A 25,427-nucleotide genomic window follows, 5' to 3' on the forward strand; every position below is an offset into this window, starting at 1 on the left:
TCAAGTTTTGGGAAACATATTTTCTTATTTTTAAAGATATCTTTAGTATGGTTTTTCTCCTCCAACTCCTCAACATTTTTTCGCCTCTCTTCAATCATTTCACGAGAAAAGATTGTAGAGTAGCCCGCTTATCCATTTTTTTATCACCAGAAAGATAATTAATTTTAAATTCCTTTTTGTAAAACTTACCCCTTGTTAAAATTATTTACTCTTTCTTTTATTATTTTTCCCAGCTTTGATGAAATATCATTATTAATATTTACAATACCGCCCAGTAATGCTTCAGAATTTATATATTTCTTAAAAACTTCATCCGTATATTTTTTGTTAATGCCCAGGTACCCGTTGAATGAATAAAAATCGGTTTTTTTGATATTGTTTTTCTTTCCGTTGAGCGTCAACGCGAAATCCTCCTCATCCTTTATCAGAATTTTCGACGACACAATATCATACGCGGGCGCGAGCCTTATCAGTCCGTTATCTTCATAGCGTATAGAAAAATTTTTCAAGTGAGCGTCTCCGTTGCCAATTATGTAATAAAATAGTATTCTTTCAAATAACAATTGAACATCCAATCCCGGGATTTCCGATATTGTTTTCAGCTTTTTCCCTATTTCTTCATAAGAGCCTTTATATTTGTCTTTTTTTTCTAATATCTGCCCAAAATCCTCAACATGTATTTTATCTCCGCGGCTCCTGTCAAATCGCTTAACGATATACGCCAAACTCTCGTCTTTTAGTTTTATTAACGCGAAAGAGGGGACATCAATTTCCATTTTTCGCGCGAGAATTGTACAGGTCCACTCATTTTCAGGCAAATTATAAAATGTTTGGGACTGCGGTTTTAAAATATATTCGCCGCCTTCCGCGGCCGCTTCTATTTTATTTTTTTCCTTATTAAGCCTGACGGATACTTTTGGCTGTACACCGGATATGGAAAGTTTACCTGCCATTTTCTGCGCCTCGATGTTAATATCTGAAAGCTTTAAATCTATTTCCGGCGTTTCATCTGTATCAAAAACCTTTTTTAGACAACTTTTATGATAATTACCTTTTTCTTTAAATGATTCTCCGCAAATAAGGCAGTTCATTTTTTCTCCATAACTTTTATCGCGCCTATGGTGTCTTTGCAGGTGGCAAGCAGTAAACCAAATTTGTCGTTTTTGTCAATCTTTAACGATTTGCTTACGATGTCGAGATACCAGCCTTCAGGCAATAACCCCTCAAAAAATGGAAATAGTTCGCGGCTTTCAAACGGTTCTTTTCTTACTGGCAACGATATGGAAATGGGAATTTTGTTTTTAATGAAATCGATATTATAAATAAATTTATATCCGCTTTCTGTTTCTTCCAATAGTCCGGCTATTTGCTGTTTAAAATAAATTCTTGCTTTTCTTTTATTTTCTTTCATTTCTGATTGCCTCTAAATGATACCCGAAATATTCCAGCAATTGATTAAGTTTGTCCATTCTGATTGTCTTTTTCCCTTGTTCAAGGTCTCTTACAAATCTCAATCCAACTCCCGCCCTTATGGCAAAATTGACCTGTGTTAACCCGGATTTTTTTCGTAATTCTTTTATTTTTAATCCTATATCCATAATTATACCCTTTAGGTTATATTTATATATTATACCTCTTAAGGTATAATGTCAAGAAAATTTCCCTTTTTCACCTATAAAAAATTAATCATATTACACATTATACCTTATTGGGTATAAAAAAATCTGAATTGCCCCATATTTTTTAACGAAATATAATTTTTATCATTCTTCCAATCAACCGGGTTATTGATTGTATATTCCGTAATTTTATAGAATTCTGTTCCATTGCGAATGATATGTTCGTAATAATTGCGTTGCCAGGCGGGCACGTCTATATCGTTACGAATTTTGTGTTAACCGCACAGGCGCATCTCGCCTTGAATTAACGCAAAATTTCCCCTATTGTAGGGGTGTGATTTATCACGCCCTGAATTGTTTGACTGTTAGACGAGGAATTGGGCGACCCTGCATTAATAATTACAATCCCATGAATATGGTTTGGCATAATAATGAACATGTCCGATTATTATTAAGTGTTTGTTTTGAACGGTATTATTTCGAAATGGGTGCAATGCGCTGGACGATATGTGGAAAAATCCTTCCTATCAAGCGTGAAAATTGTTTTTATTTTATAGGCCTCGGCTGTTACGATAAGTGTCGCGTCAGCCAGATCCATCGGGTTGTCGGAATATTTTTTCATCAGCTCTTTCATCCGCACATAATAAGAAGGGGTGATATCGTGAATTTTAACCCCTCCGGCTATTATAAAATTCCAAAGTTCGTTCCTGCCTTTTTGCCAGTCATCGAGCAAATAAAAGGATTCTGTTAGTACCGCCCATGAAGTTATAAGAGAAGATTTGATTTCTTTTAGGGTATTTTTGCAGGCATTATGATAAGGTTCAGATTCGTCAAAGAGAGAAACAATCGGGCCAGTATCTATAATGACCATTTTTTACGCCCCGCCTCTGATTTTTTCTTTAATGTCTTTTTGCCGTCTGAAACACGTTTGCCGTAATTACTTCCTCCCGGTTCATGTACTGAAAAATAAATTTCCCAGGAAGTAACTTTATTTTCAATAACCTTTTTGCAGTATTCTCTAAGGGCTATCCTGACAATTTCCGATTTTGTAACGGCCGAACGCTGAGCCGCCCGGTTTAAAAATTCTTCTGTTTCTTTATCCAGTCTTGTGCTCGATGGCATGTTTTTAATTCTCCTGTCCTACATTATGTCCTACAGTAAGGCCTTTGTCAAGATAAATTTTAAAATTAGGGATATGTCTTGCCTGTTTTTTTTACAATCCAAGCCCCATATTTATTTTTGATTTTGTGACGGAAAGAATTTCCCCGGTTTCAACCCGCATTAATTTCAGGAAAAGTTCAAAATTATCGTCTTTGATATACATATCTCCGTAAACAAGCATTTTGGCGCCGATCATATTTCCTACTTTAACGGCGTTTTTTTCATCCATGAAACCGGCCATGCTTAATTCCATTTCTTTTACCGCGTTCTGGAGGTCTTTTCGTTCAACCATTTTGAATTTCCTTTTTTTGGTCAAGGAAAGCATAAGCTGTTCCGTGAAATATTCGGCATTCTTATTTTGCGCTGTTTCTTTCGTGCTTATGGATAGAACAGCCGCCGGGGTATTGTCATCAATGGTGTAACTTGAATAATCAATTAACTGAGAGGCGGCCATGTCAAATAATTTTTTAAGCGTTTCTTCTTTTTTTTCGCTTTCAATTTTATTCGCGATAAAATAATCTTCTCCTTCCTCAACGGGCTGGTCTGTAAAATTGCTTAACTCTTCCTTGGCGATTTTTATTATAATCGCTTCAAGTTTATCCGTTTCATAGTTTGAACCTGTATGGTGGCTGACACTGCCGGGCATCCCACCCTCACTTTCGCCTTTTTCACCGTAAGTCAAAAATATGTATTTAGCGGATGTATATTGTGATAATTGCCTAAGTATGTATTCTCCCATTGGGTCCAAACCGCCTGTGCCCACGCTGTAAATTTTTATCCCTTTATCCTTCGCGTCTTTTGCCGCATTGACATAAGTGTATGTTTGCCCGTAATCCAGGTGAGGCGGGGCATCTGTTACAATAAAACTTAGCCTGATGCCGTTTTTATTCCAGTCAATCTGTTGAATTGAGTCTTTTAACGCCGATTGTAAATCCTCCGGCCCGTCACCGCCGCCGGCAGTTTTGACTTTATTTAATTCTTCCTGGAAGATATTTAGATCCTTGGTCAGGGGGATAATTTTTGTAACAAATTCATCTCTCCTGTCCCTAAACAGGACCATCCCGAAACGCACTTCCGGCTTTGAAGATATGGACGCGATATTAAGTTTTATGAGTTCTATCGAAGATTTCAACCTGTCGATTTCTTCCTTCATGCTTCCTGTTACATCAAATATAAAAAGAATATCAATGGGGACATTTTCACTGGCACTTTTTTGATAATCCAATTTAACCTCAATCTCGCGTTTGCCGGCTCTCTCTATGGTAATTTCTTTTTTGGTTTGCACGTAGTTTATTACTGTCTTGTATTTTGAGATATTTCCCGCGTGTTCGGATGGAAAAAACATGAATGAACCGTCTGAATACGTCTGGCCTTTTGAAATTAAATTGTTATTTGAGAAAATATTTATTTCCGCGTTTGGCAGGGAATTACCGTTTATGTCCTTGACTGTTAATATTATTCTTTCTGAAATATTGATAGGGTAGTGCTGGAGATGCGCGAATTTATTAAGATAATCAATAAAATAATTAAATTGTTTATTATCGTTGGAATAACCGGCTTTTAAACCTGAACCGGATAAATATATCTCTTTAATTTTTTCTTCTTTTTTAGGCTCCATGGCCGCAGGAGCTACAGGTACCTCGTCTTTCTTATACATAGAAAACGCGCCTTCCGCTTCACTTGAGTAAAATGGCGATGCTCTCAACCTCTTTGTTGATGAGCTTGAACCCTTAACGCTCATAGGCGCTTCATAAATGGCATCTTCTGCGGCTTCAAATGAAGCCGCTAATTCCCGAGAATCCCTTTTAATCTCTTGGAACATTTTCCGGTATTCCTCATTTTCTGGATTAAGTTCAATTGCTTGTCTGATTTCATGCTCAGATTTATCCAATAAACCAAGGGACATGTATATCTTTGACGCCCATGAATGATATTCCGGGTTATCCCGGTTATTTTTTATGGCTGATTCTATTTCTGTTTTTGCATCCTCATTTTTCTTTTGCGCAAAATAAATTTGGGCCAGGTAGAAATGGCTTTCTCCAATAAGGCCGTCCTTGCTTCCGATGGAAACCACTTTTTTAAATACATCTTCAGCGTCTTTATACCAATAATTTCCGGGCATTGAAAAATAAGCCATACCCAGTTTAAATAATATTTCTGCATTTTCCGGCTTAATATTCAGAAGTTTTTTTAAAGCCTTTATCGCGTCACTGTAATTTTTCTTTTCCATATAAGACCCCGCTAAACGGTTATAGGCATCGATAATTCCCTCTATTGCCTCCTTGTTTTCGGGATCAACATTCAATATTTCATTATAAACATCAATGGCCTTTTCAAATAGCCCGGTTATCATATAATCTTTTACCACCACAGTCCTTTTCCTGATGTATTCCTCTTTGTCTCCTATATTCTCTTCTTTTTTTTGCTCTTTTACTGATTCTTCATTTTTCTCCCCGGGTGTTTCGCTTTTGACGGTCCCGGGAATTGTTTCAGCAAAGCCTTGTGAATGATTCAAAAATAACAATGAAAGTATAAGAACGATCTGGAAAAAATATATTCTCTTGGAGAACATAAATTCCTCCTTTTTTAAATAGAAGGGAGTATATCACTTAGGAGAGTCTATTTTTATTTATTCTGATTATATTGCTTGTTTAATCTTACGTCAATATTTTATATAAAATCTGTTTAAATAAAATCTTTCACTTTTTTATTTAATTTTAATATTTTTTCAGATTCAGGGGCATTATTATCGAGCAATTTAAATCCTTCAAATTCAAAACCGGGGGCGACAACACATGCGGCAAATGAAAAATTTCCTTTTGACCTTGCCGCCTGCCATACTCCGGTATTAACAAGCACCTGCCGGTTTTCCGGATTAAGTTCTTCAACTGAATATCTTTTCTTTTTCAAGTCAGCCTTGTGCAGTTCTAAACTATCCCCGTCCAGAAATATCCATATTTCATCCGCATCCACTTTATGCCACCTGCTGATTTCATTTTTGGTCAATAAAAAATAAATAGATGTCACGGCATTCCTCTTTTTGCCGTTAAATTGAATGAGATTTTCAGAGCGGATGATCTCTCTATACCACCCGCCCTCGGGATGTTTTTGAAGTTTATATTTTTTAATTATCTCTTCGCTGTTTTTAATATCCGCTTTTAAGATTTTTACCTGTTTCATATTTTATTGATTTTGTTATAATTTTCTTCATTACCATATTATCATTTTAATCTTTTTCATGACGAAAACGACTTATGAAACAGCCTCTTTTGTTTTCTTAATAAAATCAATTATTTTATCATCAACATTCATTTAATTGTCTGCCGATTGGTCCCTGACGATTTCTGCTCAAGCTCTTTCACTGCACGGTCAAAATCCGAAACATATAATCAATACTTGTTGCGTAAATATCTGTCACTTTCTGGTAAAAATTACGTTCACTGCTCCTGATATCACGGATTCGCTGTAATAATTCCTGAAAGTACCGCGCTTTTTGCCCTCCCTGCTTCAAACGCTCATTATCCAATGCGAAACCTTTAATGATATATTCTTTCAGGCGTTGTGTCGCCCAAATACGGAATTGAGTACCTCGCAACGATTTTACACGATAGCCAATAGAAATAATGACATCCAGATTATAATGCTTAACACTATATTCTTTTCCATCGGACGCAGTTCGTCGGAATTCCCGACATACTGATTTCTCGTCGAGTTCCCCTTCTTCAAATACATTATTTATATGTTCTGTGATTGTACTTCTGCCTTTTTCAAACAAATCCGCCATTTGATCCTGCGTAAGCCAGACCGTTTCATCTTTCATTGTTACCTGAAGTTTTGTTTGTTTGTCCTCTGTCTGATACCAAATAATTTGCGATATAATTTTATTCTTATGCATTTTAATTCTTTCTCTTTTTTAAAACAATTACCTTATAAAATAAGTCTTTCTGCCTCAACTAACGGCTTTAGCCAAAATAATAGTTCATCAAAATTAGCGTCCAATGGGAGTTGGTTACTCTCAACAAAGTTATCCATTGTCGGCAGTATTTTTCCATTAGCGTCACCATTAGGAAATGCCGCGACGCTCGCCCCAGCTCCAAGTATAACGATATGGCGACGCAGGTTTTCCGGTTTATTTATAAGTTGAGATTTCGTAATGCACATTTTTCCCTTCTAACTTTCTAATCATTCACCTTCACAACCTTCCGAACCACGCCCTGAATGCGAAAATCTTTTGAAACTATAATCGGCTGATATTTATTGTTTTTGGATTTTGGCAGTAAGGCAACGAAATCTTTATGCGGCTTAAAATATTTGACTGTCGCTTCATTATCTATAAGCACAAGCACTATCTCCCCGGCATTTGCAAAAGATTTGCTTTCAATCAACAATAAATCGTTATCTTCTATCCCCGCGGCATTCATCGACTCGCCTCTGGCCCGCAGAAAGAAATAATTTCCGGGTTTATTTTTAATAAGTGTTTTAACCACAGAAACATAGCCTTCTATATTTTCTTCGGCAAGAAGAGGTGTGCCGCAGGCAACTCTTCCAAGCAAGGGAATATTTATCAAATCTGTCTTTTGTCTTTCATAAAAATTAGTATTTCTTATTCCCTGTTTTTTCTCGATATGAATATATTTTCTTTCGGCAAGAACTTTAATAAATTGCTGGATAGAATTAACTGACGCATACCCTAGTGTATCTGCTAACTCTTTATAGCTCGGCATACGATTATTAATCCTCCGGAATTCCTTTATTGCTTCGAATACTTTCTGCTGTTTTGGCGTCAAATGTATTTTCATACATAGCATTATACATATAATATGTATGATTGTCAACATTTTTATACACTTATTTAATTTACCGATAAATCTCGAATTATTTACAGATGTTGTTAAAAACGGTTTCATAAGTCCCTTCTATTGCAGTCAGCTGCAGGATTTATGCAGCAAACGATATTATCTTAGTAAGATTTTTCTTATTTTTTCCTCTTGACAAAATATTTCTTACATATTATAATTAAAATATGATTAAAAATATTGAATCATCGAAAGGAAATCAGTTAATAGGATGGGTTACGGTTTCAAGCAAGGGGCAGATTGCCATACCCGTTGAATTGCGGGAAAAACTTAATCTCAAAAATGGAGACAGACTGCTTGCTGTCTTGAGAAAAGACGAGGACGGGTTTAATCTGATAAAATCATCCGCCCTGAATGACGTGTTTGACAAATTCGCGAAATAACATAAATCAATTCGCAGGGGGACAGACCCCGTGTGTCTGTCCAAAATAATGAGGGCGAACCCCTGCAGGAGACAAATCATGATAAACAAAGAGTGGCATCAAAACCATAAAATGCCCGCTAAGGCAACGGATGAACAAAGGCTTGAGTGGCACATGGAGCATGCGAAACACTGCAAATGCCGGCCCATCCCCGAAAAACTTATCCCTGTCTGCCAGAGCTGCGGCATGCCGATGAAAATTGAAAGCGACTTCGGAACGAACGCCGGTAAAAGTAAAAACAGAGAATATTGCACCTATTGTTACCAGGGCGGGAAATTCACAAAGCCGGATATCACAATGGACCAGATGACAAAAGGGTGTATTGGAATCATGGTAAAATACGGTATGCCGGAAGAACAGGCAAAGAAACAGATGGAAGCATTGATTCCATCTTTAAAAAGGTGGAAACAATTATAAAATATTTGTTTTTTATTTCAATTCCTCAAGAGCCGCCCATGAGGCGCTTACAAGGTGGCTGTTTATCCTTCCGAGGTTATTAAGGACGTCAAGATGTATCGCGGATGAAGCGATTGTTTCCTTTGTCCCGTGATGCAGGCGGCTGATATGCCGGTGATGCAGTTCGCGCTCATATTCCGCGATTTCCTCCCGCCTCGAGATTATCTTTTCCGCGAGTTTATAATTCCCGGTAAAAAGCGCTTCGATAAGCAGCGCGAAATTTTTTCTTATAATGGAGTAAAAATCTCTTATTTCATTTTCTCCTTCATTCGAGAAAGAGACATTTTCGTTTATCTTTTTCTCTCCCAGCCTTATCATGTTTTTGTCGACAATATCGCCGATATTTTCGATATCGTTTAAAATGTATAAAATTCCGGTGTCCGTTTTTGATTCATTTGTGGAAAGTGTGTTTTGGGCCATCTGGACAAGAAAATCGTGTATTGTGCGGTTTAATTTATCTATCTCATCATCGCGGGAACGCAAATTATCGATTAAATCGCGCTTGTTCTCAAGGATACCTGTAATTACTTCGTGCACCATTGCTTCCACGAATTTAGCCATTCTCGCGGCCTCGCGCCGGGCGTTATCCAGGCCTATCGACGGCATTTCGAGGCCTGACATTTTAATATATTTTGTCCGGCTTATCCGGTCTTCAATTTCCTTCTCGGGTACAAACTTATTCAGGAATTTTACTTCCCGGTCGATAAACGGGATAAAAATAAGCGCGCTTATTACATTGAACATTAAATGACCGTTGGCTATTTCCCGCCCAACCGAAGCCCGGGAAAATAATGAAGAAAATTTCATAGTTATTATCTCAAAACCAGGCATAAAAACAAAAAATAATACCGCGGCAATGATTTTATACAAGAGGTTTGCCCATACGGCCCTTTTGCCTTCATGGAACGCTCCCCAGCTTGCGACAACCACAGCCACACAGCTCCCCAAATTCGAGCCAAGTACCATAAGCAAACCGCCTTTAATGTCCAGGAGCCCGTGATTGGCAAGGATAATTACCATTCCTATGGAAGCTACGCTTGATTGCGTCAGGACGGTCATGCCGAACGATAATATAATCGACAAAAAAGGTTTTTGGCCCGCGTCGACGAGAATGCGCTTGAATTCATCGACATTTTCCAGGGATTTCATCCCGTCACCAAGTATCTTCATTCCAAGAAAAATAAAACCGGCGCTGAGAATGATTTTTCCGAAATAAATGTTTCTCCGGTTCTTGCTGAGGAGAAGAATAATTAAAAGACCGATAAAAATAAAAACAAGAGAATAGTCAGAAAGGTTAAAAGCTATCAACTGGACTATAAGGGCCGTCCCGATATGCGCCCCGAGAATAATAGCCAGTCCCTGCCAGAGCATTATAAGCGAAGAATCGAGAAATCCCACGACAAGGGAGATAGCCGCGTTACTGCTTTGAATTGCGAGTGTCGCCATCATGCCCACGAAGGCCGCCTTTAAACGGCTGTCGGTTAAATCTTTGAGGACATCTTTGAGTTTAAAACCGGCAAGCTTTTGGATATTTTCCCCGGCCAGGCGCATTCCATAAATAAAAAGGGCCAACCCCCCGAAAAAATTCAGGTAAAAAACTGTCCAGTTGTCCATTTCAAGATAATAATATTAATTTAAATTTTTTGCAAGAATATTATTGTAATCCAGTTTTAAATGTCCTTATATTTCTTGACATCTTAATAATATTTATAATATCATAAATATAAATACGGCCTTTCATTATGGGGGACAAAAGCATGAAATGTCTCAACAAATTCACATTAGTGGAGATAAAAAATTCCCCGACGGCTCAACTAAAAAAGGGATTAAAGAATAAATTTAAAATAACCCTGACAATAAATTTATTCCTGCTTCAAATATTTCCTGCCGGATTAACCATAAATATATCTTTCGCGCAAATCGACAAAGAAGATTCAGCTAAAGCTGTTTTTATGCTCCGTGAAACCGGTAAATATAAGCTTAATGAACTTTATATTTACGATGATTGCTCATACGTTTATTATAAATTATACGACAATAAAGAGTATGAGGGGTTCCTTTCTCCCACCGAGGAAGAACAGATCTCGGAGTTAATTAATAAATATAATGAAATCCAGTTCGATACAGCCTATTCATACAAAAATTCCAAAACATCAGTTTCCTGGGGTTTATGGGGTTTTGGAAAAAAAGAAAATATAGACAGCGAAGATTTAAAAAAAATCCAATTGCTAATTGACTCCCTGGTAAAAAGCGCCAATAAAAATATTTATATGATACTTCCAAAAGACACGGAAGAAGAAAGCAAGGATGCAGTTTTAATATTCCGCGAAAACGATATACATCAATTCAATAAACTATATATCTCAAAAACATATTCATTTACATACTTCAAATTATTATTAAATCAGGAATATAAAGGATTTCTCTCGGCGGACGAAGAAAAAAAGCTTACGGAATTTACCGATAAATACGGTGAAATCCACTGGACCACATTGCCGGAATCAGAAACAGGCGCTTTATCACAAACCTGGAGTTTATGGGGTTTTGGCGAAAAAAAAGAAATAGATGACAAAGATAAAGAAAAGATAAGATCAATCATTAATTTATTGATTGAAAGGGTCATACACGATAGTGATTGATATTTTTATCTATTTTTTATATACTATTTCTGAAAATATGTCGTATCCCGGGAGTTTACTGCGGCCGTTTAAAAACGCGAGTTCAATAAGAAATCCAATGCCTGCGATTTCGCCGCCGAGTTTCTTGACCATATTAACCACTGCGGAAACTGTTCCTCCGGTAGCCAGTAAATCGTCAACAATCAGGATTTTATCGCCGGGTTTTACGGCGTCTTCGTGAATCTGGAGGGTGTCTGTCCCGTATTCTAATTGATACGTTTCGCTGATTGTTTTATATGGAAGTTTTCCCGGTTTTCTGACCGGGATAAACCCAGTTTTCATTTTTGCGGCCAAAGCACCAGCAAAAATAAATCCGCGGGATTCCACAGCGACAATCGCGTCAATGTGTTTTCCCTTATAATGCTTTGCCATTTTATTTATTGCTGAGCGAAACGCCTTCTGGTCTTTTAATAAGGGCGTAATATCCTTGAAAATTATTCCCTGTTTCGGAAAATCAGGCACGTCGCGGATAATTTTTTTCAGGCTCATTTTTTTCTCCTTTTAAATTCTTTCAGGCGGCTTAAACAATTTGAACCGTTTAAACCGTTCAAACGGTCTTTTTAGGTACCTTCCTCCCACGAAGCAAGATATTTCTTCTGTTCAGGGGTCAGGGTGTCTATTTTAATCTCCATTGATTTTAATTTCAATGTTGCTATTTTTTTGTCCACTTCCGCCGGCACATTGTAGACTTTTTTCTCAAGCTTCTTTCCCATCTTTACCATGAATTCAGCGCCAAGCGCCTGGTTCGCGAAACTCATATCCATGACTACGGCCGGGTGGCCTTCCGCCGCGGCGAGGTTAATCAGCCGTCCTTCACCTAGAAGGTTGATTTTTCTGCCGTCGGCCATGGTATATTCTTCAACGGAGTCCAGGACAACGCGTTTCTTTTTGCTAAGTTTTTCGAGAGATGGAATATCCAGCTCGACATTGAAATGCCCGGAATTCGCCACAACGACGCCGTTTTTCATCACCTTGAAATGCTCTCCGCGGATAACATTGATATCGCCCGTTAAAGTGACAAAGACATCTCCGATTTTCGCGGCTTGGGCAATAGGCATTACACGGTATCCGTCCATGACAGCTTCAAGGGCCCTGATAGGGTCAACTTCAGTCACAATCACATTCGCTCCCATGCCGCGGGCCCTCATCGCGACACCCCTGCCGCACCAGCCATACCCGCATACGACAAAATTGGAACCCGCCAATAAAATATTCGTAGCCCTTAAAATTCCGTCAATCGTGCTCTGGCCTGTTCCATACCGGTTATCAAAAAAGTATTTTGTCATTGCTTCATTCACCGCGACAATTGGAAACGCCAGAACGCCTTTTGTTTCCATGCTTTTTAAACGGATAACACCTGTTGTTGTTTCTTCCGTCCCGCCGATAATGTCCGGGATCAAATCCCGTTTTTTGCTGTGAATTGTTGAAACTAAATCAGCCCCGTCATCCATGGTGATTTGCGGTCTTTCATCGAGCACGGCGTTAATATGTTTATAATAAGTATTATTGTCCTCGCCGCATATCGCAAAAACAGGTATGCCCTCATCTTTGACCAAAGAAGCGGCGACATCATCCTGCGTGCTTAACGGATTTGAAGCGCATAAAAAAACATTCGCGCCGCCGGCTTTAAGGGTCCGTACCAGGTTAGCCGTTTCCGTGGTAACATGCAAACAGGCGCCTAATGTAATTCCTTTCAGGGGTTTTTCCTTGCTGAACCGCTCACGGATAATTTTTAAGACAGGCATTCTTTCATCAGCCCATTCAATCCTTAATTTCCCTTTTTCCGCCAATTTTAAATCTTTTACATCATATTTCATTTAATCTCCTATTTTGAACTGTTCAAACTGTTTAAACGGCTTAAACTGTTTCTTATTACGCGTCAGCCCTTAAGAGTTCCGCCTTATCCGTTTTTTCCCATAAAAAGCCCTCGCCCTCACGTCCAAAATGTCCATATGCGGCAGTTTTGAGATAAACCGGGCGATAAAGTTCCAGGGTTTCAATAATTTCCCGCGGTGTCAATTTAAAATGTTTGCGTACCAGTTTATTAAATTTATCTTCAGAAATTTTACCAGTACCAAACGTTTCAACCATAATGGATACCGGCTCGGGGACCCCGATTGCATATGCGAGCTGTATCATACATTTATTCGCCAGTTTACTCGCGACAATATTTTTCGCAATGTAACGCGCCATATAGGTTGCTGACCTGTCAACTTTTGTAGCGTCTTTTCCGGAAAACGCGCCGCCTCCGTGAGGGGCCATTCCTCCGTAAGTATCAACAATAATTTTCCGTCCGGTCATTCCGGTATCGGATTGAGGCCCGCCAACGAGAAACCTGCCGGTGGGATTAATGTAACAATCTTTTTTCCAGTTAAAATTCTTTAAAAGTGAAGAAGAAATAACCGGCTTTATAACTGCTTCAATTATCTCATCCCTGGCCCAGTCCGCCATATTATCCGTCTTTTTATCAAGCGCCTCTTCTGTATGCTGGCTTGAAACAACAATCTTGTCCACCGCAATTGGCTTGCCATCTTCGTATTTTACCGTTACCTGTGATTTCCCATCCGGGCCTAAATATGAAAGAATGTTCTTCTTCCTGGCTTCTGCCAGCCTTCGTGCCAGCTTGTGGGACAGCATTATCGGAAGAGGCATAAGTTCTTTTGTTTCATCACTGGCATAACCAATCATCAATCCCTGGTCTCCTGCCCCGATAATTTTCCCTTTTCTTCCGACTCCCTGGGCAATATCCGGTGATTGACGGCCAATCGCGTTTAATATCGCGCATGTTTCATAATTAAAACCATATTTCGCATGTGTATAACCAATACTTTTTATCAAATTTCTTACAATAACAGGCAAATCAACGTAAGCGCTTGTTGTTATTTCACCGCCGACAATTACTAATCCGACGGTAATATATGTTTCACAAGCGACGCGGGTGCGAAAATTATTTTTGTTGGGCGGGTCCTGGCGGTAAACCTCGTCCAAAACTGCGTCTGAAATTTGATCGCAAACTTTGTCAGGATGCCCCTCTGTGACTGATTCCGATGTGAATAAATAGTTCTTTCCTACCATGTTAAACTCCTTGTTTAATAAACATTAAATTAATTTTTTTATTGCTTTTCTTAAAAAATAAGCTAAAATTTAATCAGAAAAAATATATGTTCAATTTTAAAAAATAAAAACCGATAAAATAAAAGCTGGGTAGCCAAAGTAGTCCTGATAACAATCCCATCCCTCTTGTTAATCAGGTGCAACTACTCAGCTGTTTTTGGTAAAAATCGCTGAGTAGTTTCTTTCCCGATATACAAGCCGGGTATTTATTTTTCAACCAGTTCAATCGCTTTCTGCGGGCAATTTTCCACGCAAATACCGCATTCCGTACAATCTTCAGGATGGACGACTTTTGACTTCTTGTCTTTAAGTTCAAACACATTTGCCGGGCAATTTTCCACACAAATTCCGTCGCCATCACATTTGTTTAAATCAACTTTTGGAAACATATTTTTCTCCTTTCTTAATTTCATCTTTTTTTTACTGCCGAAAAAATGCATTTAATTCTAACATAATCATTCCGGCACCGCAAGTGTTTTTTTGTTTTATTTTAAAAAATCCTTGACAAATACGTTAAGCTTATGGTATTTTAAAATAGATTTTTTGTGTGCAAATTTAAAAAACATATGTTAAAAAAGAAATCTTTCACAATAATGATTGTTCCTCATACGGATTCTAAGCCGGTCCATTTTCATATTACGATGCCGGTTATTGTTCGTATATGCGCTCTGGCCGGCTTTATCGCATTGATGTTTTCTCTTTTCCTTATAGACTATAATAATGTCAGATTAAAATTATTTTCTGTGGCTCCGCTGCAGGAAAAGCTTGTTAAGGAGCAAGAACGGCTTGCAGAGGAAAGGGCCAGGCAGGAAGAGGATTTAAAAAAAATCAAAGGGATTATGTCCCGTTTAAAAGACGTTGAAGATAAGTTTAAAAATATCACCGGTATTGAATCAAAATTGAAAAAGGGCGGGCAGGGCGGCCCTTTATATAATGATAAGGAATTAAGCCGCCGTATTAAAGACCTGGGATTTGGCAGGGAACTGGACACTAAATCCGAAGAAATTTTGGAAGATGTAAAAGATTTAGAGGATTCTTTGTATTATCAATCGTTGAGACTGGAAGAATTCTCAGAATTTCTTGAAAGCCAAAAAGGTTACCTGGAATCAATGCCGCTGATTTGGCCTGCAAGGAGCGGACACATTTCAGGGAAATTCGGATACCGCCGTTCTCCCTTTGGCGGAGAAAGAGAATTTCATTCAGGTCTTGATATATCTTTAAGGCCTAAAACACCTGTTATCGCCACTGCTAAAGGTAAAGTGATATATTCCGGATGGATCCCGGGTTTGGGCAATACTGTGAAAATATCTCATGGGAACGGGCTGGTAACTGTTTACGGCCATAATTCCAAACTGCTCGTAAAATCCGGACAGGTTGTTAAAAGAGGGCAGGATATCGCCCTCTCAGGCAATACTGGTTTAAGCACAGGCCCTCACCTGCATTATGAAATACAAAAAAAGGGTTACTTTGAAAATCCGATAAATTATATCTTTAATCTTTAAAAATCCAGGAGAAGGTAACAGCGGTGAAAAAAGAAGATGAAAAAATTGACCCAATAGACACTGTTTTAAGCCAGGGTGTAATTTTAAAAGGCGAATTAAAAGGAAACGGAAATATAAGAATAGACGGCCATCTTAGCGGCAAGGTCGAAGCCACGGGTGATGTATATATAGGTAAAAAAGCCGAAGTTATCGGGGATTGCCATGTCGGGAGCATTATCATCGGCGGGAAAGTAAAAGGAAATGTATTTGCCAAAAAAAGAGTAGAGGTTCTTCCCAGCGGGGAGTTGTACGGCGATATCCTTGCCCCCCGGATATGTATAGCGGACGGCGTTGTTTTTGAAGGAAATTGTAAAATAGCGAAAGAATCGGGTTATTAAACAAAATTTTCATGCCTAAAGATACCGGAGGGCGCGCCTCCTTTTTTTTTGTCCGGATAAAAGAGAATATTTATGCAAAAAACATTCAGCGAGATAAAGCAAAAAGAAAAAGAGGGGAAAGAATTAGTCGGTAAAACAAAAAAAGATTGTGAAGAAAAGATAACGATTGCCAGGAACAATCTTTTGGAAAAATATAATAATTCCCTTGCTTCTTTTAACAAAGAAGCGGGAGAGGTTTTTTCAACCAAGAAAAAAGAAATTGAAAATGAATTATATATTAAACTCGAAAAGGCGGAAAAAGAAAGAAATCGGATTATAGAAAAGGCGAAACTTAATTTCCCAAGCGCGTATGAATTCATAAAAGAAAAAGTTTATAAACAATTTTCCGGATGAATCTTTTCGCGGCAAGCCGCGAGGTATATAAAAAGCATTTTTTTTAAATCGCCCGCAAGCGGCGGGGGATTAGACCTTGTCCGCCTTTGGCGGATTAAAAGGGACACAATGGCTGTAGTTAAAATGAAAAAGTCTTTTATTTTTTCTCCCGTGAACTACACGGAAGAAATAATAAAAAACCTTCATGAACTTGGAATAGTACAGATTTCAGATATTCAAAAATTTGACGGTTTGAAAGAACTTTCACTCCCTGACATAAAAAACACTGATGAAAAAATCAGTAAAATCCAGTTTTTGCTCAGCTTCCTGCCTGTTCTCCCAGTAGAAAAGAAAAGTTTTGTCCTGGATATGATGGCCGCAAAAAACCTTGTGCGTAAAGAAGACTTTGAAAATTCAATTTCGGGGTTTGAATGGGAAAACATATTTTCGCGGTGTGTGGAAATAAATAAAGAACTTGAAGAAATTAAAAAAAAGAGGGAGATTTACCATCATACTATCCAGGAACTGGAGCCGTGGGCTGATTTTAATCTTCCCCTGGATGAGATAAAAGGCACCCGGTTTACATTTGTCATACTCGGTAAAGTGGAAATAGAGGTTTACCCGTGGCTGTTCGGCGATCTCAGTGCGAAAAGCAATATATTTATTATAAACGGGATCAAGGACACAGGCAGGGACAGGTATTTTATTTTACTCGGGCTAAGAGATGAAGAAGGCACCCTTATTTCCGTATTGAAAAAATTTAATTATTCGCCTGTAACTTTACCGGAAGGAAAAGAAAAACCGAAAGAAATACTCGCGAAAATTAATAACGAAATTACAGCGCTCTTCCAAAAAGAAAAGCTTTTACTTGACGAAAGGGCAGGATTTTCCCAAAAAAGGCAAACTTTAATCAACCTTCATGATTATTATTTATGGGAAAAAGATAAAATCACCGTTCAAAAAAATTTCAGGGAAACAGAAAAAACAATTTTAATCGAGGGCTGGATAAAATCTGAGGATACCGGAAGGTTAAAAAACATTTTAGCGGGAATATCGAATGACATATACGTTGATTTCCGGGACCCCGCCGCGGGGGAAAACGTCCCTACCGCTTTAAAAAACAATCCTGTTTTCAGGCCCTTTGAATTGATAGTTGAACTTTACGGAATGCCGAATTATTATGAAAAAGACCCCACACCGATTATCGCCGTGTTTTTTTCAATTATTTTTGGTTTTGCGCTTGGAGACGTGGTTTACGGTATCGCGCTCTCACTGATTTCATATTATATCTCGAGAAATTTAAAAATGGCCGAGGGCGATAAAAAGATATTCGGCCTGTTCTTCTGGGTCGGCGTAACTACGATTTTTATCGGCGCCATTACAGGGACATGGATGGGGGATTTGCCCGACAAATTGCCGCCTTCACTGGGATTTTTCAAAACACTGAAAAATTCACTCATGATTATCGATCCTTTGAACCAGCTGATCCCCTTCATCGCGCTCGCGCTTGGCGTGGGAGTGATCCATGTTTTTACGGGACTTGGATTTAAGGCATACCAGAATGTCATAAACGGAAAAATAGTTGACGCCTTATTTGACCAGATTGTATGGATTTTCCTTGTCGGCTCATTAATCCTTATGGGTGTTGTCAAGGTAAACCTTATTCCAAATAGTTTATACCCCGTTTTTTCATGGGCCGCGAAGATTTCAACCCTGTTAATTTTGCTTTTTTCGGCAAGGGACACAAAAAATATTTTCGCGAGGGTCGGCCTCGGGGCGTACAAACTTTACGGTATTTCAGCCTACATCGGCGACATACTTTCATATGTCCGGCTTGTTGCGCTCAGCCTCGCCGGTTCGATTATCGCCATGGTTTTTAATATCATGGCTTTCCTGCCGGGTAATCCTTTCGCGAAAACAATCACGATAATAATCTGCCTCGTCGGCGGACATATTTTCAATTTAATCATAAATATGCTCGGTGCTTTTGTGCATACAGCGCGCCTGCATTATGTTGAATTTTTCGGGAAATTTTATGATAACGGGGGAACACCGTTTAAACCTTTCCGGCAGGAAGGCAAATACATTGTGATAGAATAAATCAATAAAAAATAGATTCGTAAAAGAAGGAGGATTGAAATTGAAAAAATCATTATGTTTTTTATTAATCGGCTTGATGCTTGTCTCATTTACAAAATCGTTTGTAAATGCCCAGGAATCCGCTGTTGAACCCGCGCAGGCGGAAACAGTCATGCAGAAAAGCGGCGGTATTGACGGTGTTACGCTTGCTGTGATAGGAGCCATAATTGCTATAGTTTTCTCCGGTTTCGGCTCAGCGAGAGGGATTACCCTGGCCGCGGCGCCTGCGACCGGGATTATGAGCGAAAATCCCGACATGTTCGGGAAACTTCTCATCCTTGTGACATTGCCCGGGACACAGGGTATTTATGGTTTTGTCACCGGCTTTCTTGTGCTTTTAAAAATCGGAATTATAGGGGGGGCGATCCAGCCTGTGACTTTAAACCAGGGGGTACAGATCCTCGGGATCTGCGCGTTCCAGTCATTTATAGAATTATCATCCGCCATTTACCAGGGCAAAGTCGCCGCCCACGGCATCGTGATGACCGGCAAGAAACCCGAGGCGTCAATGAAGGGTGTTATCATGGCGGTCCTTGTTGAAACTTACGCCGTCCTCGGCCTTTTGGCCGGTATCCTTGGCATCTGGTTCGGAATCAGGTTTTAAAGAGGAACACAAAATGGGTAAAGAAGAACTCCTGTCAAAAATTAAATCTGAATTTGAAAAAGAGGCAAATCAAATTACAGAAGAAACCACCTTGATAATCCGACGGATGCAAAAAGAGAATGATGAAAGTATTTCCTTAAAACGCCATGAGATTTTTGCCGCGCTGCACAAAAACCTTGAAGATATCCGCAGGAAAGACACAATAGAAACCGACATAAAGATACGGAATTTGTTTCTCGGGGTAAAACAATGTTTAATAGATGAAGTTTTCGAAAAAGTCCAGTCCGAAATAAAAGTAACGGATTACCAAAAACTTATTGAAAATATGATAACGCGTTCAGTGCAGGACGGCGAGGGAGAAATCATTTTTTCAAAAGAAGACAGTAAAATTTTCACGGATGATTATGTCAGGGGAATCAACAACCGCCTGAAAACGTCAGGGAAAAACGCGGCACTTAAACTTGGGAAAAAATACGGGGATTTCCGCGGCGGATTTACCCTTCGCTACAGCGGGATAGAAATAAATAATACTTTTGAAACAATCTTTGGCAATTTACGCAAAGACCTGGAGATGGAGATTGGACAGATACTTTTTTCAAAAAAATAATTATTTTCTGGATATAGAGAACCTTCACATGGAAAATCCTTATTATGGTTATGTTTCAGGAAGGCTCGCGATACTGGAGAAATTTATTATGGACCAGAGCGCTTATAAGGAATTGATTTCTTCGGCGGGCGTTGAAGAAATGTTAAAACTCCTGGAAGATAAATATGGTTTTAAAGCAAAAAAGTCATGGGAAGATGTTTTAAACAAAGACTGGGCAGCTACTTACAATTTGGTTTATGATCTGGCGCCGAAAAAAGAAATATTTGACATATTTTTTCTCCAGTATTCCTTCCATAACCTGAAGGTGCGTTTAAAAGAAAAATTTTTAGGGCATAAAACCGGAACGCCTTTTTTTGAGACTGCCCCGTTTATTTCGGAAAACAACTATCCGGGTTTACATCAATTAGTAATGAATATAGAAGAAAATTTTTATAAAGAAGGCCGTTTCCAGGATGTTGACTGTATGCTTGATGAAGAGTACTTTGTCCTTCTTCTGGAAAAAACAGAAAAATTTAAAACACCTTTGCTTACAAGCCTCGTTAAAACATGGATTGACCTTGCCAATATCAAGCTTTTTTTTCGTTTCAAAATGCTTGGAAAGGAGAAAAACAGTTTATCCGGATTTTTGTTTCACGGCGGGAATTATGAAGAAAGGTTTTACCCGGATATTTATAGTATAAGCCCCGATAATTTAAAAAAAGAAATAAAAAATAATTATTACGCGGACCTTTTTTTTACGGGGATTAAATGCCTCGAGGATTTAAAATCCATGGATGAACTGGAAGAAAACTGCGACAAATTTACCCGGAAACGGTTTAATGAGACAAAACATATAGTTTACGGCATTGAACCTATGATACGCTATTTATTGCGGAAAGAAAATGAAATTAAAATACTTAGGATGATATTTATCGGCAAAGAAAACAATATCGCGGAGAATATCATTGAAGACAAAATAAACGGGTATATTACTTAAAATATTATGTCTAAAATCGCTTTTATCGGCGAACAGCCGTCAATATTGGGTTTCAAGGCCATCGGGGCGGACGCGTTTCCCGTGACAAACGGGAAAGAGGCGGTGCCGCTCCTTGAAAAAATGTTTAATGAAGATTATAAAATAATCTATATTACCGAGCTCTTGGCGGAACAAATCCCGGATTATCTGAAAAATATCGACAGGCTGTGGCCGATTGTGACAATTATACCGGGCTTTAGAGGGAGCAGGGGGCTTGGTAAAAACCGTCTTAGAAATTATATCATTAAGGCGACAGGAACGGATATTTTAAAGTAAAAATGAAAAATTCAAAATGAAAAAGTGAGGTATCAAAATGATAAAGGGTGAAATTTTGAAAGTCGCGGGGCCGCTTGTAGTAGCTGAAAAAATGGACGGCGTCAATATGTATAATGTCGTCAAAGTAAGCAAACATGGGCTTGTCGGTGAAGTTATTGAGCTTAAACAGGACAAGGCTTCCATACAGGTTTATGAGGAAACCGTCGGGATAGGACGGGGAGAACCTGTGGAGGACACAGGGAGCCCGCTTTCACTTGAACTCGGCCCGGGCCTTTTGGAATCGATCTTTGACGGTATCCAGAGACCACTTGACATAATTAAAGCCAAAACCGGGAATTTTATATCGCGCGGAATTTCCGTCCCGGCGCTGGACAGGAATAAAAAGTGGTCATTTGAACCCCTCGCTAAAAAAGGCGACAAGGTTTCAACGGGTGATAAATTAGGAGTCGTTCAGGAAACCGTCCTGATAAAACATTATATAATGGTGCCGAATGACGTTGAGGGTGATTTAATGGAAATTTCCGCAAAAGGCGAATACACGGTCACCGATCTGATAGCTAAAATAAAAACCCGCGACGGAATAAAAGAGGTCACCATGCTTCGCAAGTGGCCGGTAAGGGCGATGCGGCCTTACCAGGAGAAACTGCCGCCGAAAGAATTACTGTCTTCCGGGCAGAGGGTGATAGACATGTTTTTTCCCATTACCAAAGGCGGGACAGCATGTATCCCAGGTCCTTTCGGCACAGGAAAAACAGTGGTCCAGCAACAGCTCGCGAAATGGGCGGACACTGATATTGTGATTTATATCGGGTGCGGTGAACGCGGTAATGAGATTACTGACGTCCTTCTGGAATTCCCTGAATTAAAAGACCCGAAAAGCGGTGAATCGCTGATGAAAAGGACTGTTTTAATCGCGAACACATCAAATATGCCCGTCGCGGCGCGCGAGGCATCGATATATACCGGTGTTACAATGGCCGAATATTACAGGGACATGGGTTATAATGTCGCCGTAATGGCGGACTCAACCTCTCGCTGGGCCGAGGCCCTGCGGGAAATATCCGGGCGTCTCGAGGAAATGCCGGGAGAAGAAGGTTACCCTGCTTACCTCGCGTCCCGAATAGCCGGGTTCTACGAACGCGCGGGACAGGTGGTATGCCTCTCGAGCAAGGAAAGAAGGGTTGGAAGCATATCTATTGTCGGTGCGGTATCACCCCCGGGAGGAGACCTTTCCGACCCGGTAGTACAGGCAACCCTGCGTATCGTAAAAGTATTCTGGGGGCTGGAAGATAAAATCGCGTATCGCAGGCACTTTCCCGCGATAAACTGGCTCAGGAGTTATTCCCTTTATATTGAAAATATCGAGGAATATCTAAAACGCGTAGCGCCTGATATTCCCGGTCTCCGCGCCAAATCAATGCGCATCCTCCAGGAAGAGGCGGAACTCGAGGAAATTGTGCGCCTTGTGGGGATAGACGCTTTATCGGACCATGATAAGCTTACGATGGAAACCGCTAAATCAATCAGGGAGGACTTTCTGCACCAGAATGCTTTTGATATGCAGGACACTTACACCTCCCTTAATAAACAATACAATATGCTTAAACTTATCATTAACTTCCATCAAAAATCCCTGGAAGGTCTGGAAAAAAAGGTCCCCCTGAAAGAAATTTTTAAACTTCCCGTCAGGGAACAAATTGTTAAAGCGAAATTTACACCGGAAGAAAAACCGGAAATTCTTGTGAATTCAGAGAATGAGATGAATCAAATTTTTGAAAAATTATTTGATCAACATACGGAGAAAAAATAATATGTTCAAAGAATATCTTTCCGTTACAGCTGTTAATGGGCCGCTTTTGCTCGTGGAACGTGTCGAAGGAGTTAAATACGGTGAACTTGTTGAAATTGAGCTTGAAAATAAAGAGGTCAGGCGGGGCCAGGTACTGGAAGTTTCCGGAGATAAAGCCCTTATCCAGATTTTTGAAGGAAGCTCGGGTATCAACCTTACAGGGAGCCGCGTCCGTTTTACCGGGAAAAGCATTGAGATCGGTGTTTCGCTTGACATGATGAGCAGGATTTTTAACGGGCTCGGCGAGCCCATAGATAACGGGCCCCGGATCCTGCCCGAGAAAAAAATCAACATCAACGGGAGCCCGATAAATCCTTACGCGAGAGATTTCCCGAAAGAATTCATACAAACCGGAATTTCCTCCATTGACGGGATGAACACTCTTGTTCGCGGGCAAAAACTTCCCATATTTTCAGGATCAGGCCTCCCCCACGCGAGAATCGCGGCCCAGATAGCGAGACAGGCAAAAGTCCTTGGGAAAGAGGAAGAATTCGCCGTGGTATTCGGGGCCATGGGTATCACATTCGAAGAAGCGGACTTTTTTATCGAGGACTTCAAAAAGACAGGGGCGATAGACCGCGCCGTCCTTTTTATTAATTTGGCCAGCGACCCGCCCATCGAACGTATCGCCACGCCGCGCGTTGTTTTAACCACCGCCGAATACCTGGCTTTTGAAAAAGACAAGCATGTGCTCGTGATCCTGACCGACATGACAAACTACTGCGAGGCGCTCAGAGAGGTTTCAGCCGCGAGGAAAGAAGTACCGGGCAGGAGAGGCTACCCGGGATATTTATATACAGACCTCGCGACTATTTATGAACGGGCGGGCCGGGTCCAGGGCATGAAAGGTTCTATCACGCAGATACCGATCCTTACAATGCCTGAAGACGATAAGACCCATCCTGTCCCGGACCTGACAGGCTATATCACTGAAGGGCAGATAATAATATCTCGCAGCCTTCACCAGAAAAATATCTACCCGCCGATCGACGTTTTGCCGAGTCTTTCCCGCTTGAAGCAGAAAGGCATTGGCCGCGGCAGGACAAGGGACGACCACGCGGACCTGACAAACCAGTTGTTCGCTGGTTACGCGAGAGGGAAAGAGGCGAAGGAACTCGCTGTCATTCTCGGTGAGGCCGCGCTTTCTGAAACAGACAAGCTCTTTTCAAAATTTGCCGACGAGTTTGAAAATAAATTTGTGGCGCAGGGCGAATACGCGAACCGGCCAATCGAGGAAAGCCTGAATATCGGGTGGGAGCTTTTGAAAATCCTCCCGCGCAGTGAATTGAAACGGGTGAAGGAAGACCAGATTAAGAAATATATGGACAAGAATCAGTAAAATGTAAATCGTAAAAAGTAAATAGATGAATTCCAACACTTATTACGATTTACGTTTCACGTTTTACGAACACCAATTTAATAAGACAGTAAAGATGCCATGATTTAATCAAATGAGGAAATAAAATGTTAGCTGATGTCAGCCTTACCAGGATGAACCTGATGAAAATGAAAAAGCGTTTTGTTATAGCGCTTCGCGGGCATAAGCTTTTAAAAGACAAGCAGGACGAGCTTATGCGTAAATTCCTGGAGCTTCTTGACGAGATAAAATCATACAGGCTTGATGTCGAATCCGAACTCGAAAAAGTCCATAAGCAGTTTTTCTGGGCGCAGGGCGTGATGTCCAGGGAATTTCTCGAGGAGGCCGTCATGGCCCCGCAGGTTTCCCTTAATTTAACAACCAGCCAGGAACAGGTATTTAATATCCAGACACCAAAGCTTGACTTTAGAATCGAAGGCGATATTTATTCCTACGGTTATCTTTTTACATCCCAGCAATTAGATACAGCGCTGGACGGATACAAAAATATCCTGCCAAAAGTGCTCCATCTATCCGAGATCGAAAAAAGGGCCGAGCTTTTGGCGTCCGAAATCGAACAAACAAGAAGGCGTGTAAACGCCCTCGAATACATATTAATCCCCGAGTTAAAACAAACCATCAAATACATTTCCATGCGGCTTGCCGAGCTGGAGCTTTCCAACCAGATACGGTTGATGAAAATCAAGGATATTGTAAGGAAACATTAGATTCAAAATATTTGACATATGTTAGATATTTAACTATAATTTTATAGTTAAATTATAAGTTTTTTACAAAATACTAATTTATATTTTTAAGAAATCACTTCATTAAAATTATTAATTGGTAATAATCAAGTTAGTCAATATACTGGAGACCAATGAGCGAAATTAATCTAGCCTAAGTTCCGCAGTTTTAAAATCAAGCTTCTTATTTTTCAAGGGGTTGCGGGTTTTACCCCCTCAAATTCTGCACTACATTTTGTATAAAAACCGGACGATTAGGGATCTTTATTCCCAGCCT

The 25,427-nt window shown here is 39.8% G+C and carries 28 protein-coding genes and 1 pseudogene; 14 read left to right on the plus strand and 15 right to left on the minus strand.

All coding sequences use genetic code 11. From position 1 onward, the window contains the following. Window positions 1–185: 185 nt before the first annotated feature. The 10 genes and pseudogenes from AB1498_05000 to lexA all read right to left on the minus strand — a co-directional run bounded on the left by AB1498_05000 (window position 186) and on the right by lexA (window position 7,579). On the minus strand, window positions 186–1,091 hold the full coding sequence (locus AB1498_05000; protein MEW6087642.1) for a HipA domain-containing protein: 906 nt from the start codon (window positions 1,089–1,091) through the stop codon (window positions 186–188). Beyond that, on the minus strand, window positions 1,088–1,411 hold the full coding sequence (locus tag AB1498_05005) for a HipA N-terminal domain-containing protein (protein MEW6087643.1): 324 nt from the start codon (window positions 1,409–1,411) through the stop codon (window positions 1,088–1,090). Before AB1498_05005 ends, AB1498_05000 begins: the two co-directional genes overlap by 4 nt. After that, window positions 1,398–1,598, minus strand: coding sequence for a helix-turn-helix transcriptional regulator (locus tag AB1498_05010; protein MEW6087644.1), 201 nt, complete (start codon window positions 1,596–1,598; stop codon window positions 1,398–1,400). The genes AB1498_05005 and AB1498_05010 overlap by 14 nt, the downstream gene beginning before the upstream one ends. 472 nt (window positions 1,599–2,070) lie before the next feature. Beyond that, window positions 2,071–2,490 carry a PIN domain-containing protein gene (locus AB1498_05015; GenBank protein MEW6087645.1) on the minus strand — a complete coding sequence of 140 codons (420 nt, stop codon included), beginning with the start codon at window positions 2,488–2,490 and terminating at the stop codon, window positions 2,071–2,073. Beyond that, window positions 2,478–2,741 carry a CopG family transcriptional regulator gene (locus AB1498_05020; GenBank protein ID MEW6087646.1) on the minus strand — a complete coding sequence of 88 codons (264 nt, stop codon included), beginning with the start codon at window positions 2,739–2,741 and terminating at the stop codon, window positions 2,478–2,480. Before AB1498_05020 ends, AB1498_05015 begins: the two co-directional genes overlap by 13 nt. 91 nt (window positions 2,742–2,832) lie before the next feature. Next, complete coding sequence (locus AB1498_05025) at window positions 2,833–5,352, minus strand: tetratricopeptide repeat protein (protein ID MEW6087647.1); 2,520 nt, start codon at window positions 5,350–5,352, stop codon at window positions 2,833–2,835. Window positions 5,353–5,465: 113 nt separating this feature from the next. Continuing rightward, a complete protein-coding gene (locus AB1498_05030) occupies window positions 5,466–5,960 on the minus strand; it encodes a cupin domain-containing protein (GenBank protein MEW6087648.1) in 495 nt (164 codons plus the stop codon). A gap of 205 nt (window positions 5,961–6,165) precedes the next feature. Further along, window positions 6,166–6,675, minus strand: a pseudogene (gene rhuM, locus AB1498_05035) (RhuM family protein). 32 nt (window positions 6,676–6,707) lie between these two features. Next, window positions 6,708–6,941 carry a hypothetical protein gene (locus AB1498_05040; GenBank protein ID MEW6087649.1) on the minus strand — a complete coding sequence of 78 codons (234 nt, stop codon included), beginning with the start codon at window positions 6,939–6,941 and terminating at the stop codon, window positions 6,708–6,710. A 17-nt stretch (window positions 6,942–6,958) separates the two neighbouring features. Then, window positions 6,959–7,579, minus strand: a complete 621-nt coding sequence (gene lexA / locus AB1498_05045) for a transcriptional repressor LexA (GenBank protein ID MEW6087650.1) — start codon at window positions 7,577–7,579, stop codon at window positions 6,959–6,961. A gap of 224 nt (window positions 7,580–7,803) precedes the next feature. Between lexA and AB1498_05050 the strand changes: the two genes are divergently transcribed. Both AB1498_05050 and AB1498_05055 read left to right on the plus strand, forming a co-directional pair. Further along, window positions 7,804–8,019, plus strand: a complete 216-nt coding sequence (locus AB1498_05050; GenBank protein MEW6087651.1) for an AbrB/MazE/SpoVT family DNA-binding domain-containing protein — start codon at window positions 7,804–7,806, stop codon at window positions 8,017–8,019. Between the two features lie 78 nt (window positions 8,020–8,097). Beyond that, window positions 8,098–8,475: a zinc ribbon domain-containing protein gene (locus AB1498_05055; protein MEW6087652.1), complete on the plus strand. Its 378-nt coding sequence runs from the start codon at window positions 8,098–8,100 to the stop codon at window positions 8,473–8,475. A 12-nt stretch (window positions 8,476–8,487) separates the two neighbouring features. On the opposite strand, the gene AB1498_05060 is transcribed toward AB1498_05055, so the two are convergent. Beyond that, window positions 8,488–10,128, minus strand: a complete 1,641-nt coding sequence (locus tag AB1498_05060) for a Na/Pi cotransporter family protein (protein MEW6087653.1) — start codon at window positions 10,126–10,128, stop codon at window positions 8,488–8,490. A 143-nt stretch (window positions 10,129–10,271) separates the two neighbouring features. On the opposite strand from AB1498_05060, the gene AB1498_05065 reads away from it, so the two are divergent. Continuing rightward, window positions 10,272–11,153: a hypothetical protein gene (locus tag AB1498_05065; GenBank protein ID MEW6087654.1), complete on the plus strand. Its 882-nt coding sequence runs from the start codon at window positions 10,272–10,274 to the stop codon at window positions 11,151–11,153. A gap of 9 nt (window positions 11,154–11,162) precedes the next feature. Here AB1498_05065 and AB1498_05070 read toward each other — a convergent pair whose 3' ends face one another. The 4 genes from AB1498_05070 to AB1498_05085 form a co-directional block, all read right to left on the minus strand. Then, window positions 11,163–11,681, minus strand: coding sequence for an adenine phosphoribosyltransferase (locus tag AB1498_05070; protein ID MEW6087655.1), 519 nt, complete (start codon window positions 11,679–11,681; stop codon window positions 11,163–11,165). A 71-nt stretch (window positions 11,682–11,752) separates the two neighbouring features. After that, window positions 11,753–13,009 carry an adenosylhomocysteinase gene (gene ahcY / locus AB1498_05075; GenBank protein ID MEW6087656.1) on the minus strand — a complete coding sequence of 419 codons (1,257 nt, stop codon included), beginning with the start codon at window positions 13,007–13,009 and terminating at the stop codon, window positions 11,753–11,755. Window positions 13,010–13,064: 55 nt separating this feature from the next. Next, on the minus strand, window positions 13,065–14,267 hold the full coding sequence (gene metK, locus AB1498_05080; GenBank protein MEW6087657.1) for a methionine adenosyltransferase: 1,203 nt from the start codon (window positions 14,265–14,267) through the stop codon (window positions 13,065–13,067). A gap of 245 nt (window positions 14,268–14,512) precedes the next feature. Next, a complete protein-coding gene (locus tag AB1498_05085) occupies window positions 14,513–14,695 on the minus strand; it encodes a 4Fe-4S binding protein (protein MEW6087658.1) in 183 nt (60 codons plus the stop codon). A 177-nt stretch (window positions 14,696–14,872) separates the two neighbouring features. Between AB1498_05085 and AB1498_05090 the strand changes: the two genes are divergently transcribed. The 11 genes from AB1498_05090 to AB1498_05140 all read left to right on the plus strand — a co-directional run bounded on the left by AB1498_05090 (window position 14,873) and on the right by AB1498_05140 (window position 25,132). Then, window positions 14,873–15,808 carry a M23 family metallopeptidase gene (locus AB1498_05090; GenBank protein MEW6087659.1) on the plus strand — a complete coding sequence of 312 codons (936 nt, stop codon included), beginning with the start codon at window positions 14,873–14,875 and terminating at the stop codon, window positions 15,806–15,808. Window positions 15,809–15,831: 23 nt separating this feature from the next. Beyond that, window positions 15,832–16,185, plus strand: coding sequence for a polymer-forming cytoskeletal protein (locus AB1498_05095; protein ID MEW6087660.1), 354 nt, complete (start codon window positions 15,832–15,834; stop codon window positions 16,183–16,185). Window positions 16,186–16,257: 72 nt separating this feature from the next. Next, complete coding sequence (locus tag AB1498_05100) at window positions 16,258–16,578, plus strand: hypothetical protein (protein ID MEW6087661.1); 321 nt, start codon at window positions 16,258–16,260, stop codon at window positions 16,576–16,578. 108 nt (window positions 16,579–16,686) lie between these two features. Then, window positions 16,687–18,657 (plus strand): V-type ATP synthase subunit I, encoded by a 1,971-nt coding sequence (locus tag AB1498_05105; protein MEW6087662.1) that lies wholly within the window; start codon window positions 16,687–16,689, stop codon window positions 18,655–18,657. A 40-nt stretch (window positions 18,658–18,697) separates the two neighbouring features. Further along, on the plus strand, window positions 18,698–19,300 hold the full coding sequence (locus AB1498_05110; GenBank protein MEW6087663.1) for a V-type ATP synthase subunit K: 603 nt from the start codon (window positions 18,698–18,700) through the stop codon (window positions 19,298–19,300). A gap of 13 nt (window positions 19,301–19,313) precedes the next feature. Further along, window positions 19,314–19,907: a V-type ATP synthase subunit E gene (locus AB1498_05115; GenBank protein ID MEW6087664.1), complete on the plus strand. Its 594-nt coding sequence runs from the start codon at window positions 19,314–19,316 to the stop codon at window positions 19,905–19,907. Next, window positions 19,879–20,883, plus strand: coding sequence for a V-type ATPase subunit (locus AB1498_05120; protein MEW6087665.1), 1,005 nt, complete (start codon window positions 19,879–19,881; stop codon window positions 20,881–20,883). Before AB1498_05115 ends, AB1498_05120 begins: the two co-directional genes overlap by 29 nt. A 6-nt stretch (window positions 20,884–20,889) precedes the next feature. Continuing rightward, window positions 20,890–21,198, plus strand: coding sequence for a V-type ATP synthase subunit F (locus AB1498_05125; GenBank protein ID MEW6087666.1), 309 nt, complete (start codon window positions 20,890–20,892; stop codon window positions 21,196–21,198). Between the two features lie 37 nt (window positions 21,199–21,235). After that, complete coding sequence (locus tag AB1498_05130; protein MEW6087667.1) at window positions 21,236–23,008, plus strand: V-type ATP synthase subunit A; 1,773 nt, start codon at window positions 21,236–21,238, stop codon at window positions 23,006–23,008. Between the two features lies 1 nt (window position 23,009). Next, entirely contained in the window at window positions 23,010–24,386 is a 1,377-nt protein-coding gene (locus tag AB1498_05135; protein MEW6087668.1) for a V-type ATP synthase subunit B, read from the plus strand. Window positions 24,387–24,511: 125 nt separating this feature from the next. Continuing rightward, complete coding sequence (locus AB1498_05140; protein MEW6087669.1) at window positions 24,512–25,132, plus strand: V-type ATP synthase subunit D; 621 nt, start codon at window positions 24,512–24,514, stop codon at window positions 25,130–25,132. Window positions 25,133–25,427 lie beyond the last annotated feature (295 nt).

The organism is bacterium (assembly GCA_040754625.1).
Taxonomy (GTDB): Bacteria; JACRDZ01; JAQUKH01; order JAQUKH01; family JAQUKH01; genus JAQUKH01.

What these genes read in the sequence shown, in the direction of transcription:
- AB1498_05000 (MEW6087642.1), bottom strand. Translation starts at nt 1,091, where the DNA reads ATGAACTGCCTTATTTGCGGAGAATCATTTAAAGAAAAAGGTAATTAT.
- AB1498_05005 (MEW6087643.1), bottom strand. Translation starts at nt 1,411, where the DNA reads ATGAAAGAAAATAAAAGAAAAGCAAGAATTTATTTTAAACAGCAAATA.
- AB1498_05010 (MEW6087644.1), bottom strand. Translation starts at nt 1,598, where the DNA reads ATGGATATAGGATTAAAAATAAAAGAATTACGAAAAAAATCCGGGTTA.
- AB1498_05015 (MEW6087645.1), bottom strand. Translation starts at nt 2,490, where the DNA reads ATGGTCATTATAGATACTGGCCCGATTGTTTCTCTCTTTGACGAATCT.
- AB1498_05020 (MEW6087646.1), bottom strand. Translation starts at nt 2,741, where the DNA reads ATGCCATCGAGCACAAGACTGGATAAAGAAACAGAAGAATTTTTAAAC.
- AB1498_05025 (MEW6087647.1), bottom strand. Translation starts at nt 5,352, where the DNA reads ATGTTCTCCAAGAGAATATATTTTTTCCAGATCGTTCTTATACTTTCA.
- AB1498_05030 (MEW6087648.1), bottom strand. Translation starts at nt 5,960, where the DNA reads ATGAAACAGGTAAAAATCTTAAAAGCGGATATTAAAAACAGCGAAGAG.
- AB1498_05040 (MEW6087649.1), bottom strand. Translation starts at nt 6,941, where the DNA reads ATGTGCATTACGAAATCTCAACTTATAAATAAACCGGAAAACCTGCGT.
- lexA (MEW6087650.1), bottom strand. Translation starts at nt 7,579, where the DNA reads ATGAAAATACATTTGACGCCAAAACAGCAGAAAGTATTCGAAGCAATA.
- AB1498_05050 (MEW6087651.1), top strand. Translation starts at nt 7,804, where the DNA reads ATGATTAAAAATATTGAATCATCGAAAGGAAATCAGTTAATAGGATGG.
- AB1498_05055 (MEW6087652.1), top strand. Translation starts at nt 8,098, where the DNA reads ATGATAAACAAAGAGTGGCATCAAAACCATAAAATGCCCGCTAAGGCA.
- AB1498_05060 (MEW6087653.1), bottom strand. Translation starts at nt 10,128, where the DNA reads ATGGACAACTGGACAGTTTTTTACCTGAATTTTTTCGGGGGGTTGGCC.
- AB1498_05065 (MEW6087654.1), top strand. Translation starts at nt 10,272, where the DNA reads ATGAAATGTCTCAACAAATTCACATTAGTGGAGATAAAAAATTCCCCG.
- AB1498_05070 (MEW6087655.1), bottom strand. Translation starts at nt 11,681, where the DNA reads ATGAGCCTGAAAAAAATTATCCGCGACGTGCCTGATTTTCCGAAACAG.
- ahcY (MEW6087656.1), bottom strand. Translation starts at nt 13,009, where the DNA reads ATGAAATATGATGTAAAAGATTTAAAATTGGCGGAAAAAGGGAAATTA.
- metK (MEW6087657.1), bottom strand. Translation starts at nt 14,267, where the DNA reads ATGGTAGGAAAGAACTATTTATTCACATCGGAATCAGTCACAGAGGGG.
- AB1498_05085 (MEW6087658.1), bottom strand. Translation starts at nt 14,695, where the DNA reads ATGTTTCCAAAAGTTGATTTAAACAAATGTGATGGCGACGGAATTTGT.
- AB1498_05090 (MEW6087659.1), top strand. Translation starts at nt 14,873, where the DNA reads ATGTTAAAAAAGAAATCTTTCACAATAATGATTGTTCCTCATACGGAT.
- AB1498_05100 (MEW6087661.1), top strand. Translation starts at nt 16,258, where the DNA reads ATGCAAAAAACATTCAGCGAGATAAAGCAAAAAGAAAAAGAGGGGAAA.
- AB1498_05105 (MEW6087662.1), top strand. Translation starts at nt 16,687, where the DNA reads ATGGCTGTAGTTAAAATGAAAAAGTCTTTTATTTTTTCTCCCGTGAAC.
- AB1498_05115 (MEW6087664.1), top strand. Translation starts at nt 19,314, where the DNA reads ATGGGTAAAGAAGAACTCCTGTCAAAAATTAAATCTGAATTTGAAAAA.
- AB1498_05125 (MEW6087666.1), top strand. Translation starts at nt 20,890, where the DNA reads ATGTCTAAAATCGCTTTTATCGGCGAACAGCCGTCAATATTGGGTTTC.
- AB1498_05130 (MEW6087667.1), top strand. Translation starts at nt 21,236, where the DNA reads ATGATAAAGGGTGAAATTTTGAAAGTCGCGGGGCCGCTTGTAGTAGCT.
- AB1498_05135 (MEW6087668.1), top strand. Translation starts at nt 23,010, where the DNA reads ATGTTCAAAGAATATCTTTCCGTTACAGCTGTTAATGGGCCGCTTTTG.
- AB1498_05140 (MEW6087669.1), top strand. Translation starts at nt 24,512, where the DNA reads ATGTTAGCTGATGTCAGCCTTACCAGGATGAACCTGATGAAAATGAAA.